Source organism: Acinetobacter sp. ACNIH1, assembly GCF_002934695.1.
Lineage (GTDB): Bacteria > Pseudomonadota > Gammaproteobacteria > Pseudomonadales > Moraxellaceae > Acinetobacter > Acinetobacter variabilis.
In genome coordinates, this window is the sequence record NZ_CP026420.1 from 789536 (window position 1) to 803229 (window position 13694).

At 39.9% G+C, this 13694-nt stretch carries 12 protein-coding genes and 2 pseudogenes; 9 read left to right on the forward strand and 5 right to left on the reverse strand.

From position 1 onward, the window contains the following. Positions 1 to 553 precede the first annotated feature (553 nt). Entirely contained in the window at positions 554 to 778 is a 225-nt protein-coding gene (locus tag C3F22_RS03965; RefSeq protein WP_004784316.1) for a hypothetical protein, read from the forward strand. Between the two features lie 265 nt (positions 779 to 1043). Here C3F22_RS03965 and C3F22_RS03970 read toward each other — a convergent pair whose 3' ends face one another. The 3 genes from C3F22_RS03970 to C3F22_RS03980 form a co-directional block, all read right to left on the reverse strand. After that, positions 1044 to 1394, reverse strand: a complete 351-nt coding sequence (locus tag C3F22_RS03970) for a hypothetical protein (RefSeq protein WP_004784314.1) — start codon at positions 1392 to 1394, stop codon at positions 1044 to 1046. A 206-nt stretch (positions 1395 to 1600) separates the two neighbouring features. Next, positions 1601 to 2254, reverse strand: a complete 654-nt coding sequence (locus C3F22_RS03975; RefSeq protein ID WP_004784311.1) for a hypothetical protein — start codon at positions 2252 to 2254, stop codon at positions 1601 to 1603. 87 nt (positions 2255 to 2341) lie between these two features. After that, the gene (locus tag C3F22_RS03980; protein WP_004784309.1) at positions 2342 to 3040 is read right to left on the reverse strand and encodes a DUF3820 family protein; all 699 of its coding nucleotides are present in this window, start codon (positions 3038 to 3040) and stop codon (positions 2342 to 2344) included. A 345-nt stretch (positions 3041 to 3385) separates the two neighbouring features. Between C3F22_RS03980 and C3F22_RS03985 the strand changes: the two genes are divergently transcribed. The 3 genes from C3F22_RS03985 (at position 3386) to rnk (ending at position 6819) form a co-directional block, all read left to right on the forward strand. Continuing rightward, positions 3386 to 4615 (forward strand): alpha/beta hydrolase, encoded by a 1230-nt coding sequence (locus C3F22_RS03985; RefSeq protein WP_004784307.1) that lies wholly within the window; start codon positions 3386 to 3388, stop codon positions 4613 to 4615. 153 nt (positions 4616 to 4768) lie between these two features. Then, positions 4769 to 6022 carry a serine hydroxymethyltransferase gene (gene glyA, locus C3F22_RS03990; protein ID WP_004784306.1) on the forward strand — a complete coding sequence of 418 codons (1254 nt, stop codon included), beginning with the start codon at positions 4769 to 4771 and terminating at the stop codon, positions 6020 to 6022. Positions 6023 to 6414: 392 nt separating this feature from the next. Next, positions 6415 to 6819, forward strand: a complete 405-nt coding sequence (gene rnk / locus C3F22_RS03995; RefSeq protein ID WP_004784304.1) for a nucleoside diphosphate kinase regulator — start codon at positions 6415 to 6417, stop codon at positions 6817 to 6819. A 63-nt stretch (positions 6820 to 6882) separates the two neighbouring features. On the opposite strand, the pseudogene C3F22_RS04000 reads toward rnk, so the two are convergent. Next, positions 6883 to 7119, reverse strand: a pseudogene (locus tag C3F22_RS04000) (YqhA family protein); the annotation flags it as partial. Positions 7120 to 7191: 72 nt separating this feature from the next. Between C3F22_RS04000 and C3F22_RS04005 the strand changes: the two are divergent. After that, positions 7192 to 8270 (forward strand): IS3 family transposase gene (locus tag C3F22_RS04005; protein WP_104425899.1). Its coding sequence is split into 2 segments (ribosomal slippage): positions 7192 to 7444 and positions 7444 to 8270, totalling 1080 coding nucleotides; the frame shifts between segments, so codons are not numbered across the junction. 53 nt (positions 8271 to 8323) lie between these two features. Here C3F22_RS04005 and C3F22_RS04010 read toward each other — a convergent pair. Beyond that, a pseudogene (locus C3F22_RS04010) lies at positions 8324 to 8584 on the reverse strand (YqhA family protein); the annotation flags it as partial. 401 nt (positions 8585 to 8985) lie between these two features. Between C3F22_RS04010 and C3F22_RS04015 the strand changes: the two are divergent. From C3F22_RS04015 to ahpF, 4 genes are all read left to right on the forward strand, one after another. Next, positions 8986 to 9777, forward strand: coding sequence for a hypothetical protein (locus tag C3F22_RS04015; protein WP_004784296.1), 792 nt, complete (start codon positions 8986 to 8988; stop codon positions 9775 to 9777). A gap of 16 nt (positions 9778 to 9793) precedes the next feature. Then, positions 9794 to 10927: a toxic anion resistance protein gene (locus tag C3F22_RS04020; RefSeq protein ID WP_004784295.1), complete on the forward strand. Its 1134-nt coding sequence runs from the start codon at positions 9794 to 9796 to the stop codon at positions 10925 to 10927. A 37-nt stretch (positions 10928 to 10964) separates the two neighbouring features. Then, entirely contained in the window at positions 10965 to 11882 is a 918-nt protein-coding gene (locus tag C3F22_RS04025; RefSeq protein ID WP_004784292.1) for a hypothetical protein, read from the forward strand. A 224-nt stretch (positions 11883 to 12106) separates the two neighbouring features. Continuing rightward, the gene (gene ahpF / locus C3F22_RS04030; RefSeq protein ID WP_004784290.1) at positions 12107 to 13672 is read left to right on the forward strand and encodes an alkyl hydroperoxide reductase subunit F; all 1566 of its coding nucleotides are present in this window, start codon (positions 12107 to 12109) and stop codon (positions 13670 to 13672) included. The last annotated feature ends 22 nt before the right edge of the window (positions 13673 to 13694 follow it).

The following is a 13694-nucleotide window of genomic DNA, read 5'->3' on the forward strand; positions in this document are numbered from 1 at the left end:
ATTCATTTTTCACATAAATAAAGAATATTTTTATTAAAATTTAAATAGATAGGATATAGAGATTGAAAAGAATAGAGTTGTTTGTAGTGCTCTATTGATCCAGCCAAAATATTCTAATCTGCTTTTGAAAAAGCACAATTTAAATATTGTATAAGTCTTCTTTTAGAAGTGTAAAAGTGTATTGTAGGTAAAAAAAATCCTGCTATATTGAACTCATGGTAGGTCATAAAATGAAACGACGCTACCAATAAGTTGGACGGATCAATGACAGTTAGTTGAGCTCGAACTTAGGTTCAGGCAATAAATCTAGCACTAGCCATCCAACACAGAGCCCGCAGCGATGCGGGCTTTTTAATGCAAAATTTTAAGCGAGAGTTATTAATAATTTCGACTCTTTTATTTGTATAGCACATTCTTCATTAGCGACTATATATAGTCGATAAAAGGTGCTCGCTAAAAAATCTTACATATTCGTTTGAAAGCCTTTCAAATAACTATGTTATAAGAATTCAGACAAGCAAATTTAATAATGCCAATAAAGGGAGGTATGACGATGACAGAAGGTTTAATTGAAGTGCAAGTCAAAAACCAGTATGGCAAAACCCTGAATGTAAAAGCATTACTACGTGCCGGTGCTCATCATAGTGATCCGTCCCAGCATTTGGAACAGCAAGTCGAATATATTGTAGTGGATGATGAAATTATCAGACCAACAATTGAACTGTTATTTGCCAGTGAGCAGACCGACTGCATCTATCGTGTTCTGGATGCTAAATAAGGATCCGGGATTCATTAAGCTGCTTTATGACGTTTAAAGAAAGATATAGCTCATCCAATGATGAGCTTGATTTCGATATCTTAGTTCACTTCTTTATCAAATTGTTTGATGCAGAATAAAAACTGATAAATTTAATTCAAAGAGATTGGATAAATTCCTATCATTTCTCAGTTTTATCATTTTTTTATATAAAATAATATCAAACTATCTATATAGATGATCTAAATTAATTTCTTCGAAAATGCGCTCTAAGAAAAGCATTATTTCAGAAAACTTTTAATGTGACATTTACATCATAACGACCAAATTCTTCCAGAATCTGCTGAAGTGTTTGTTGTCCCAATGCATCTGCAGCTGCAATTTGTACTTCCTGATTGGTCTTGCTGTCAAAGCATTCAATCGTCTGAATCAGCCATTGATGTTCATAGGCAGTTTTCTCAATCAGTATGCGACGCGGTTGCAGTGCATCACTGATCTGGCGAGGCAAGACATACGTGATCGCCAACTGAATATGTTCTAGTTCATCGGCAGCACTGACAAAAGTAATGACCCAGTTTCCCACCTTGCTCAGTTGCATGGGATTATCAAAGGTATCGAATTCAAGATAGTGTTGCATAAGCGTGGGAAGAATAAAAAGTAATACATTCTATATGGCTTTAAATCCTTAATATAGCTATGCATCTATAGTCGAAAGTAAATGAATACAACTACTTTTCAATGAATTAAAATTATATTTTTCAATTAATTAAGAAAAATTCTTGGCTGGATTTATTCATCTTTAAACTTAAGATAGACTTAAAAAGACTGAATCTATGAAGAGTTTTAAGCCTGAGCACGCAGCATGGATAAAGCATGGCTAATTTGCTTGAACAGTTGGTTTAACTCTTGTGAAGGCATGCGGCTTTCCTGGAGAAGTGTCAACCATTGCACCTGACAGACTTTTAAGGCATTGATATCTGGTGCCTGAGCAATATTTTGAATGTGTTGTTTGGCCAATAAGCCACAGTATTTTTTTAAACTTTCCAGCATCAAGCTGCGTACCTGTTCTTGGTTGAGTGCTATATAGGTAATGTCAGCAGGTACGTCAGGCACGTGGGTCGTGGTAACTAATGTCGTAGTAATCGGCGCTTCAAGATCGGCAGATGGGGCAGGACTGGTGATTGAAGTCTGAATATTTGATTCAGGAAAGTGTGGAAATGAGGCTTTTACTGAGTTATTAGCAGGTGCTGAAGTTTGTGCTGACTCTGTACCGACTGCTGCATTTGAAGTCTCTAACTCTTGTACTTCAATCAGTCCTATATCACATAATTGTTGCAGCAAATCATGTGGTGCAATACGCGCTTTAAACTGAGGTGTGAGTAAATCAAAATCCTCAGTGCCAATTAAAACCAAAAGACGTCTTTGACGTGCATTAAGCTCGACATTGCGATGTTGAAGAACATGTAGACCCTTTGCAGTTTTTGAATAGCGCATCATACCTGAATGCCTTATATACAGAGTTCAAGTAGATGCTAATATTAGAAAATTACACTAATATGAAGAGGCTGTTAAATTTACTTAAAATTAAAGTGTTGTAATTGCAATATTTTCTAAAGCCTTACGCAGATAAGGATCGAGATCCTCTTGACGAAGCAGCCATTGCACATAGTCAGCAGGCAGTTCAGCAATCGCAGTACCACGGTGCTTACCAAAATTGATGGTCCGTGGAATACGCGCATCTTCAGATGCCTCATAGAGTTCTTCAATACTGCTGATTTTCAGGTGATGCACAATATGCATCAGAATATTTGCTGTCAAAATGATATCCATATCGGCGCGATGAGCTTTACGGATCATTTCTCGGGCGCGTTCACTGCCTTTGGTAATCATATAGATTAATGCAGAGATATTATGTGCTTCTGCCTCTGGCCAAACTCGGCGGGCGAGGGCAAGGGTACAAACTGCTTTAATATTCGATGAATCGACGCCACATTTTTCTAAGGCACGAATATCATAATCAATATTATGGCCAATGATATAAGTAGTTTCTTGCGGGAGTTCAAAGCTGCTGTAGTGCGGTTGTCCTTCCAGATCAGACTGCAGAATATGATGTACGGCCATTGCAGCAAAGGAAATTGGTTCGTCGCATGAATAAAGTTGATCAAACAAGCGACTTTTATCCAGACTGATTTTATGATCTATGATCTCTACAGGCGCATAGGCAATTTCAATGGGTTGACCATTCAAGGTATGGGTTTCAGTATCGAGAATGATAGCCTGCATGACGGAAATATGCCTGAAAAAAGTGGATATCAAAATCTAACATTATTATTTCAATCCTGACAATTGAAATGCCGGATTTTAACTTTAATTGCAGACTTTTTGACTGATACAGAACATTTGTAATCTACACTTATAAATAAAAGTTTTCAAAGTTTCTGTAAATATTTCCATAACTTAAATTTATCATGTCGGAATGGTCATAAATTAAATCGCTATTTATTAGAAAAATAACAAAATAATCTCTTGCCATTAATAGAATAACTTGGGAAATTAATCTATAGTTTTATCATTTGATAAAACTATAAAAAATCATAAGAGACAATAATTAAGACAAGGATAAGATCGATGAAACGTCATGTATTGACTGGTTCTCTACTCGCCCTAAGCGTAGCTTTAACTGCTTGTAATGATAGCGATGATGATGGTAATTTTGAGTCCAAACCCGCTATTCCGGTAAATAATATTGCCAATCCGGTTGTAGCAACGCCTGTGGCTTATACCGAAACGGACCTGACAGCTGTTGCCGATGAAAGCGTGGTTATGACTTATAAGATGTTAGGTATCAATAATAACGAAACCCAAGCGACGGCACTGCTTTTCACTCCAAAAGGAACACGTCCTGCGAAAGGTTGGCCGATAGTTGCATGGGCACATGGTACGACCGGTGTGGCTGATCAGTGTGCACCAAGTAAAAATCAGCTTAATAATGACATCACGAATATGATTACTGGTCTCCTTAAGGCTGGATACATTGTCGTTGCACCTGATTATGAAGGCTTAGGAGAGCCGAGTGGTACAGAACTTCATCCTTTCCTTAATCTTAAGAGTGAAGCCTATTCAATTACCGATGCTGTAGTCGCAGCAAAAGACTATTTAGGTTCGGATGCCTCTAATCAATGGATGGCTGTCGGTCATTCCCAAGGTGGTCAAGCGGCTTTAGGCGCTGCACAATATGCGGTACGTGCTTCTCAAATGACTTATAAAGGTACGGTGGCTTTAGCACCTGCTTCTAATTTTAGTTTGATTTTGGCAGGTGGTGAGGCTCAAGCTGGACAGGAAACAAATCTGAATAAAAAAATTGAAACTTTAGCCTCTTTAGATACTTTTACTGCACTGATCGCCGCGGGATTGCGTAATCCGAATCCAAATCTGCAATATAGTCAGGTCTTTAAAACACCAACAGATGAGATTGCCAAGAATGCTGAAACAGACTGTTATGATGTATTAGGCAATAAATTCGGTATGGCAATGGGAGCTTATGCCCAAACCAATGGAAATCTAGAAGGATATTCGCGTACTCAAGCTAATTTTATGAGTATTCCAGTAGTGAAGAATTTCCTGGATAAAGACTCTCAGCCTTTACAAGTTAAAGTGTCTACACCTGTGATTATTTATCAGGGAGAGGCGGATCCCACTGTTCCAAAGGCTGCAACAGATGTTTTGGTTAGCTTGGCGAATCAGAAACAAACCTCGGTACAATATATTACGGACGGTTCATGGGATCATGGTAGCGTCTATGCACTGAATATTGCTAATATTATTTCAGATGTAAAATCTCTAATGCCAATTCAATAACTTATTTTTATCTCTATAGCTCATGTTTTTTAAGCATGAGCTATTTTTATTGCAAACTGAATAAAGTTCATGATCGAAATTGGCAAAGTTCATGTTACAATACGCGCCAATCTTAGCACGGCTTAAAAGCCCTAATTTAATAGGACCTCGCTAATGTTTGCCAATATCTCTATTGCTGAATTTGATCCAGAAATCGCTCAAGCAATCTCTAACGAAGATGCTCGCCAAGAAGCGCACATCGAGTTGATCGCTTCTGAAAACTATTGCTCACCAGCAGTAATGGAAGCTCAAGGATCAAAACTCACTAACAAATATGCAGAAGGCTACCCAGGCAAACGCTACTATGGCGGTTGTGAATATGTAGATGTCATTGAACAATTGGCAATTGACCGTGCTAAAGAATTATTTGGTGCTGATTATGCTAACGTTCAGCCACATGCTGGTTCTCAAGCAAACTCTGCAGTTTACCTAGCGCTGCTTAACCCAGGTGACACAGTATTGGGTATGAGTCTGGCTCACGGTGGTCACTTGACTCACGGTGCGAAAGTAAGCTTCTCAGGTAAAACTTATAATGCAATTCAATACGGTCTGAATCCAGAAACTGGTGAGATCGATTATGAAGAAGTTGAGCGTCTAGCTGTAGAACACAAACCACGTATGATCGTAGCTGGTTTCTCTGCATACAGTCAAATCGTAGATTGGCAACGTTTCCGTGATATCGCGGACAAAGTTGGCGCTTACTTATTTGTAGATATGGCTCACGTCGCTGGTCTGGTTGCTGCTGGCGTTTACCCAAGTCCAGTTCAAATTGCTGACGTAACAACTACGACTACTCACAAAACTCTTCGTGGTCCTCGTTCAGGTCTGATCTTGGCGAAAGCAAACGAAGAAATCGAGAAAAAACTTCAATCAGCTGTATTCCCAGGTAACCAAGGTGGTCCTCTGGTTCACGCGGTTGCTGCTAAAGCAATCTGCTTCAAAGAAGCAATGGCACCTGAATACAAAGCATATCAACAACAAGTGGTTAAGAATGCTCAAGCTATGGCTGAAGTTCTAATCGAACGCGGTTACGACGTTGTATCTGGCGGCACTAAAAACCACCTGTTCTTGTTGTCTCTGATCAAACAAGATATCACTGGTAAAGATGCTGATGCTTGGTTAGGTGCTGCTCACATCACTGTGAACAAAAACTCTGTACCAAACGACCCACGTTCTCCATTCGTGACTTCAGGTATCCGTATCGGTACACCTGCTGTAACGACTCGTGGTTTCGGTGAATCAGAAGTTCGTGAACTTGCTGGTTGGATCGCTGACATCCTTGATGCTAAAGGCGATGAAGCCGTAATCGCTGCGGTTAAAGAAAAAGTTGCTGCTGTTTGCGCTAAATTCCCTGTTTACGCAAAATAAGCCTAACTTGAGAAAAGCCCCCTCAAGGGGGCTTTTTTATTGGGTGATATTGTTTCTGACTCATCTTCTGCTGCTCACTTTTATGATCAGTTAAAAGAGACGATAAGATCAAAGCTTAATCAATCCTATATATAAAATACTCATCCTTTTATAAAACAAAGTTGAGAAATACAGATCCTATAAATCTGATTTCGAAAAGAGTATTGAGTTTTTCTAAAACTGGTTACATTCTTTGAAAAACAGCTTTATAAGTTGAGTTAAGACACAATTTTTTTAGCAGCTAAAAAAAGATTTTTTATATTTAACTTAATTTAATTCGATTAATCACTTAGAACCTAGATTCATTCGCTTTTTAAAAACTATTCAATCATTCATTAAACAAGGTAGTAAGAATGGCTAAACCAAAAATTATTTTATCTGAACAGGATGTGGAACGTCTCGAAACCATGCTTGAAAATCAGGACAAGCTCAGTGAGACCATGCTTCAACTGGAAGATGAACTGGCTCGTGCTGAAGTGATCAAGCCAGAGGACATGCCAAGCAATATAGTGACCATGCATGCGCGTGCATTGTTGACGATTGCACCATCAACGGAGCCTGTAGAAATTACCCTAGTTTACCCGCATGAGTTTAAAGGTGAAAAAGGGCAGGTAAATGTCGTAGCACCGATTGGAACTGCGATCTTGGGTCTGGCAGAAGGACAAACTATTGAATGGCCACAACCTGATGGTCAGTTGATGAAAGTCACGATTGAAAAAGTGCTGTATCAGCCAGAGCGAGAAGGTGACTATCTATAATTTTTTAGTTAAATCGCCGATATAAAAAGGCCCCTATAATCGGGGCTTTTTAATATCCATGTTTTAATGCTTGGTGAGTTTATCCAGATAACCCATAATAAATGCAGAAATCACAAAAGTCAGATGCATGATGATGTACCACATGATTTTGTCATTCTCGGCGTTACGAGCATCCATAAAAATACGTAGTAAATGAATCGAAGAAATAGCTACGATGGAAGCCGCAACTTTAAGTTTAAGAGAATTGGCATCCATAGTGCCGAGCCAGTTCAGGCGGGTTTTATTTTCATCGATTTTGAGTGGTAATGCTCCCTAAAAATAATTGAACTTAAAAGTAGAAAATCGAATAGCCTTGATCTAAGGAGATTTTCTATGAAAACATCTAAATATTCGGACAGCTTAATCATGAGTATTTTGAAGCAAGCTGAAGCAGGTATTCCAGTGCCTAATCTATGCCGAGAACATGGCATGAGTTCTGCCACTTTTTACAAATGGAAGTCCAAATATGGCGGCATGGATCTTTCCATGATGACTCGACTTAAAGAGCTAGAAACAGAAAATGCCCGCCTAAAGCGCATGTATGCGGATGAACGTCTTAAAGCAGACATTCTTCAGGATGCACTGTCAAAAAAGTTATAAGGCCAACGCAACGTAAGTCACTTGCTCAACAAGCCGTTGAGCAATATAAGATATCAGTGAATAAGGCCTGTCTCATATTCCAAGTCAGTCAAACCTGTTATCGCTATATAGCTCAATTGAAGGAGCAGAATATGGTTATTGCAGATTGGCTGATTAAGCTCACCAATGAGAATAAGACTTGGGGATTTAAGCTTTGCTTTGTGTACCTGCGTAATGTCCAAGGCTACCCTTGGAATCACAAGCGTATTTATCGCATTTATAAGGAGCTTGAGCTTAACCTTCGGATTAAACCCAACAAACGCATTAAACGGATAAAGCCTGAAACTCTTGCAGTACCAGAAGCGCAGAATGAATCATGGTCAATGGACTTTATGCACGATCAACTCAGTGATGGCCGCAGTTACCGTGTGCACAACGTCATTGATGACTATAACCGTGAGTCATTAGATATCTTGATTGACTTCTCCTTACCCGCTGAACGAGTACTTCGAGGGTTGGATCAACTCATCGAATGGCGAGGTAAACCAAAACGAATTCGAAGTGACAATGGACCAGAGTACATCAGTGATTTAATGGAGGCATGGTGTAAGCAGCATGAAATTGAGCATGTATTTACCCAGCCTGGCAATCCACAACAAAATGCGTATTATGTAGAACGCTTCAATCGGACAGTACGTTATGAATGTTTAAATCAATATTTATTTCGAGAACTTGAAGATGTTCAAGACTATACAACAGCATGGCAACACTTTTATAATCATCAACGACCTCATATGTCAGTTGATGGTAAACCACCTAAATTTAAACAATGATAAGGGCTTCGGTTTTTCTACTCATTAACTCAATTAAAAATGGGGGTATTACCGAGTTGTGAAACGAAATTTTCATAACCTGAAAACATCATCATCACCATCACAATAAGTCCACCAACCATGGTCATATCAACCAAGGATAGAATCACCAGAATCAGGTCAGCTTCAGTATATTCGAAGATATGCGGCAGAACATGAATCACTTCCTGAAAGAATTTTAAGGCCAGTAATAATAAAGCGAATGATAAACCAAAATAGACAGGAGCTAAGATCCAGCGTGCGGCATACATCGTATTATGAAAAAAACGTTCCATTTTATTCTCAGGTTACCTACTTTATGGTTGATCTTGATCATAAATAATTCATGCTTAAAATTCGAGAATTATTTATGTTTTATAATGTGTTATAGATATTCTTAAGTTTAAAAAAAGCTTAATTAAGACGATAAAATAACTTGGCATTTATTGTGCTTATTCTTATTTAGTTGGTTATTAGCCTATTTAAGGCCGATGGAAAAGGTTCTAGAGAGAACCAGCAGGTTATAGTCAAAATAATTTGTACAAGAAATGGCTGTATGCCAAACTTAATTCCAACAATATCTTCAACTTATATAAAGAAAATTCTATGGCCTGAAGCATTCCTTTGCAAAATGCTACATGTTATGTTGAATGAAAAGACGTACTATAAAAATCGAATTCACTGAGTTTAAAGGGCCATGTCACAGATAGATGTTTTGATTCCAATCCAAGACATTGCAGTAGAGCAGAGCGAGATTCTAAGTATCAAGCGCAACGAACTTGTGCCTTTACTCCACGACCAATACAAGCTGAATCATTATGCTGACCCACTTATTCAGGCACAGTCCGTACTATTAAATGGGGTAGATCCGCATCTGACCCAACAACTGAGCCAGACGATTGAACAGCTGATTCAGATGCTGGCTCAATCAAAAAAATATCTCAAGAAGCGTAAATTTAATGCCTTACAGAAATGGCTGGGTATCGATTTAGATTATGGCTCAAGTCAGGTTGAATACTATAAAAAACTGGACTATTTATTGGATCAGGCAGATCACCTTAGCCGTAAGTTGCAAATTGAAATCCAGAAATCCCAATCGCGATTTCAGCAACTGATCGGTTTACGTGAGCAAATGGCCAAGCATATTGTGGCAGCAGAAGAATTTTTATCTGAATATCCGCAGTTTATCAGGAATCAGCATCCACTGGATAATTTTTCTGAGCGGCTGTCAAAAAAGGTGCATACCTTAAGAACCTTGCAAAGCAGTAATGACATCGCCATTACCCAGATGCAATTGTCCCAGCAACTGTCTTATAGCCTGCTGGATCGATTTAAAGAAGCACAACAGGTGCTGATCCCGGCCTGGCAATATCATGTCAAACAAAGCCAGACGAAACACTCGACAAGTGATCTGGAAAAACTCGATAATAGCCGGGACAATCTGATTAAAACGTTAAAAAAGTCACTCGAGAAACCCTCGAATACATAACAATATAAGGTGAAACATGACCAAATCTGATGTAGTAAATTTACCTGTCGAAAGCTCAACTGAACTGACTGAACAGAAGTTCCAGCAAATGGATCTGAAAGAGCTGGGCTTGCAGCCTGACGATTTTCAGGAGGTTTTGGCAGCACGTAAAGAACTGCAGAATATGAGTCATAATAGTGTGGCCGAATATGGCAAAAATATAGCCACCAAAACTTCAAGCTATACCGATGAATTGCTGAATCTGGTACAGAACAAAGATCTGGATGCAACCGGTCAAAAGCTGAATCAGGTGGTGCAGGTGGCACAGCAACTGAATACCAGCAGTATCTTGAACAAGAAAAAAAGTTCGGGATTTCTTGGCAATATCATCAGCAAATTTAAGGGTGTGAAAGATAATTTTGACTCCCATTTCAATACCACCAAAGAACAGATTGATGTGCTGGTCAAGGAAATTGAAACTTCACAATCCGGATTAAAAGCACGCGTTGATACGTTAGATAAAATGTTCGATGGGGTGCAGGAAGAATATAAGCAGCTGGGTATTCATATTGCAGCTGGACGTTTACGTGAACAGGAATTGCAGCAGGAAATTGCTGCGCTCACAGCCTTGCCACAAGATCAGAGTACCACGCAAAAAATCTATGACCTAAATCATCTGGCCAATAATCTGGAAAAACGCATCAGTGATTTACAGGTATTGCAGCAATCTGCGATGCAGACTTTGCCAATGATCCGCATTATCCAGTCCAATAACCTGATGCTGGTGGATAAATTCTATGCCATTAAAAATATCACATTGCCAGCATGGAAAAACCAGATCAGTTTGGCCATTTCCCTGAATGAACAGAAGAACAGTGTACAGCTGGCCAATACTATTGATGATGCGACCAATGAGCTTTTACGCCGTAATGCAGATTTATTGCATCAGAACTCGGTCGATACGGCAAAAGCCAACCAGCGTTCTGTTATTGATATTGAAACGCTTGAACATGTGCAAAATACCCTCATTAAAACTGTTAATGATGTGATTCAGATCCAGAAAGAAGGTGTACAGAAACGCACTGAAGCGACGGTACGTTTAAGAGCCTTGCAAGATAATCTGAATCATTTGGTGATTGAATCAAGTACCAGTGGATCTAAACCCAACTAAATCCAGTAGGGCCAAGATCTAAAAAAAGGAGTAGAGATTGCCGCCCTTAGATGAATATGCTGTAAATCCTCAGGAAATCAAGCAAGGGGTCGTCGCACTCAAAAAGCGTCAACGTAATTTGATGCTTTTGGGACTGACTACCTCTACGGTCTGTATCGCATCCGTGATAGGCCTATTCTTTCAGCAGGAACTGGTTTATGGCTTTTTTGGCCTGAGTACTCAGCTTCAACAGCTGCATTTACCAGTTAGTGTCGATGCTAATTTGGCCAGTATTGGGGATAGTCCGGATTATTTCTTTGCTCTATTAAGCTGGTTTGGCTGGCTGATTCTGAAAATCTTTGCTTCTTTTATTGGTGCATTTTTTCTGGTTGGATTGCTGAAGAAGTTTGGTTTCTTCTATGTGCGCTTTCAGTCTTTCATATTAAAGTTTGTAGGCTGGCTGATTTCTTTTATCGTGATCTGGTCAGGACTGACTTATTGGCAATATGACCTGAGAAATGACCGTGAAGATGTTTATCAGCAAGTGGTCTATTACGATAGTAATATCAATGATAGCGAAGTGGCACGTTACCTGGTTGATTCCGATATTGCTTCACCGGTGAAATCTTATTTACTCGCCCAAACAGCACTCTTGCATAAACCCGTTGATTTGTCTGCAGCCCGACCTTATGTCGCACAAGTGGTCGAGGCAGAGCGGCAGGATAACAAGTTTGAACAATACGGATTTAAACCGGAACAGATCTGGACCATGCAGCAACAGGTCTATGGTAAAAGCCTGACGCCTTTAGCACAAAGTGTAGATCGTCAAGCCCAGCAAGCCGAACAAGTCAGCAAGATTACCAATGTCATCATTATTGGCATTGCCATCTTATTTACCTTGCTTAGCTTAATCATATTTGTATTAGCCAATTCAATTAAGGGGCGTTCGCTACGTATTGAACAGCGAATCTTCTAAACTTAAAAATGCTCCTATAAAAGGAGCATTTTTATTTTCCAATCTATATTCGGTTTCTTTAAGCCAGAGCAAGAAGCTTAAGGATAATAAAAAATAAAATTAGGTTAGAAATTATGATCTATAAAAACAATCATTAAGATAAAAACAAACTGTTTTACCTATTTTTGTTATTCACTTAATATAGCTTCATCGAATAAATATTTACTCCCTTGGAGACGTTAGCAATGTTAGATCAAAATACTTCAGCTCAATTAAAAACACTACTTGAACGTTTGGAAGGCCCGATTGAATTAGTGGCAACTCTGGATGGCTCTGAAAAATCAGCCAAAATCAAAGAACTGGTTGAGGAAATCGCTCAGCTTTCTGATCTAGTCACTGCCCGTTTTGACGGTACCAACAAACGTGCACCAAGCTTTGGTGTGGCAAAAGCCGGTGAACAGCCTCGTGTGTTCTTCGCAGGCTTGCCGATGGGCCATGAGTTTACGTCGCTGATTCTGGCATTGTTGCAAACTTCAGGTTATGCACCAAAAGTCTCTGCCGAAGTTCTTGAATCCATCAAAGGTTTGGGCATCAAATCTGACTTTGACGTATTTGTATCACTCAGCTGTCATAACTGCCCTGATGTTGTTCAGGCATTGAACCTGATTGCTATCTATAACCCGGGTACGACTGCAACCATGATTGATGGGGCTTTCTTCCAGGATGAAGTGGAAGAACGCAAAATCATGGCCGTACCGATGGTCTTCCAGGACAATGAACATATCGGTCAGGGCCGTATGACACTGGAAGAAATCATTGCCAAACTGGATACCAATGCCGCAGCCAAAGACGCGGAAAAACTCAATGCCAAAGATGCATTTGATGTGTTGGTGGTTGGTGGTGGACCTGCAGGGAATACTGCAGCGATCTATGCAGCACGTAAAGGCATCAAAACTGGGATCGTGGCTGAACGTATGGGCGGTCAGGTGATGGATACCATGGACATCGAAAACTACACATCAGTGCAAAAAACCCAAGGTCCAAAATTTGCCGCTGAAATGGAAGCTCATGTTCGTGAATACGGTGTCGACATCATGAACCTGCAACGTGTATCTGACATCAAAGGTGCAGATAGTACAGCGAATGGTCTGGTAGAAGTAACTTTAGAAAATGGTGCGAAACTTGAATCTAAAACCGTGATTCTGTCTACTGGTGCACGCTGGAGAGAAATGAATGTTCCAGGTGAGGCAGAATACAAAACTCGTGGTGTAGCGTACTGCCCACACTGTGATGGTCCATTGTTCAAAGGTAAACGTGTAGCGGTGATTGGTGGTGGTAACTCGGGTGTAGAAGCTGCGATCGACCTTGCGGGTATTGTTGAGCATGTAACGCTAGTTGAGTTTGATACAAAACTGCGTGCGGATCAGGTACTTCAAGATAAATTGAACAGCTTGCCAAACACCACCGTAATCAAAAATGCGCTTTCTACCGAAGTGATCGGTGATGGTTCACAAGTCACAGCGTTGAAATACAAAGACCGTGCAACTGATGAAGAGCACACTGTTGAGTTGGCTGGGATCTTCGTTCAGATCGGTTTGTTGCCAAACACCGACTTCCTGAAAGGAACCGATGTTGAGCTAACTAACCGTGGTGAGATCATGATTAACGAGCGCAATGAAACCAATGTGAAAGGTGTGTTTGCTGCAGGTGACTGTACCACGGTTCCTTACAAACAGATCATCATCGCCACTGGTGAAGGTGCCAAAGCATCATTATCTGCCTTTGATTACATCATCCGTTCTGGTCAGTAAAAAAAGAGCACCTGGAATCCCC

Bases quoted from the DNA above. Each gene is read 5' to 3' on its own strand.
- C3F22_RS03965 (WP_004784316.1), top strand. From the start codon at position 554: ATGACAGAAGGTTTAATTGAAGTGCAAGTCAAAAACCAGTATGGCAAA.
- C3F22_RS03970 (WP_004784314.1), bottom strand. From the start codon at position 1,394: ATGCAACACTATCTTGAATTCGATACCTTTGATAATCCCATGCAACTG.
- C3F22_RS03975 (WP_004784311.1), bottom strand. From the start codon at position 2,254: ATGATGCGCTATTCAAAAACTGCAAAGGGTCTACATGTTCTTCAACAT.
- C3F22_RS03980 (WP_004784309.1), bottom strand. From the start codon at position 3,040: ATGCAGGCTATCATTCTCGATACTGAAACCCATACCTTGAATGGTCAA.
- C3F22_RS03985 (WP_004784307.1), top strand. From the start codon at position 3,386: ATGAAACGTCATGTATTGACTGGTTCTCTACTCGCCCTAAGCGTAGCT.
- glyA (WP_004784306.1), top strand. From the start codon at position 4,769: ATGTTTGCCAATATCTCTATTGCTGAATTTGATCCAGAAATCGCTCAA.
- rnk (WP_004784304.1), top strand. From the start codon at position 6,415: ATGGCTAAACCAAAAATTATTTTATCTGAACAGGATGTGGAACGTCTC.
- C3F22_RS04015 (WP_004784296.1), top strand. From the start codon at position 8,986: ATGTCACAGATAGATGTTTTGATTCCAATCCAAGACATTGCAGTAGAG.
- C3F22_RS04020 (WP_004784295.1), top strand. From the start codon at position 9,794: ATGACCAAATCTGATGTAGTAAATTTACCTGTCGAAAGCTCAACTGAA.
- ahpF (WP_004784290.1), top strand. From the start codon at position 12,107: ATGTTAGATCAAAATACTTCAGCTCAATTAAAAACACTACTTGAACGT.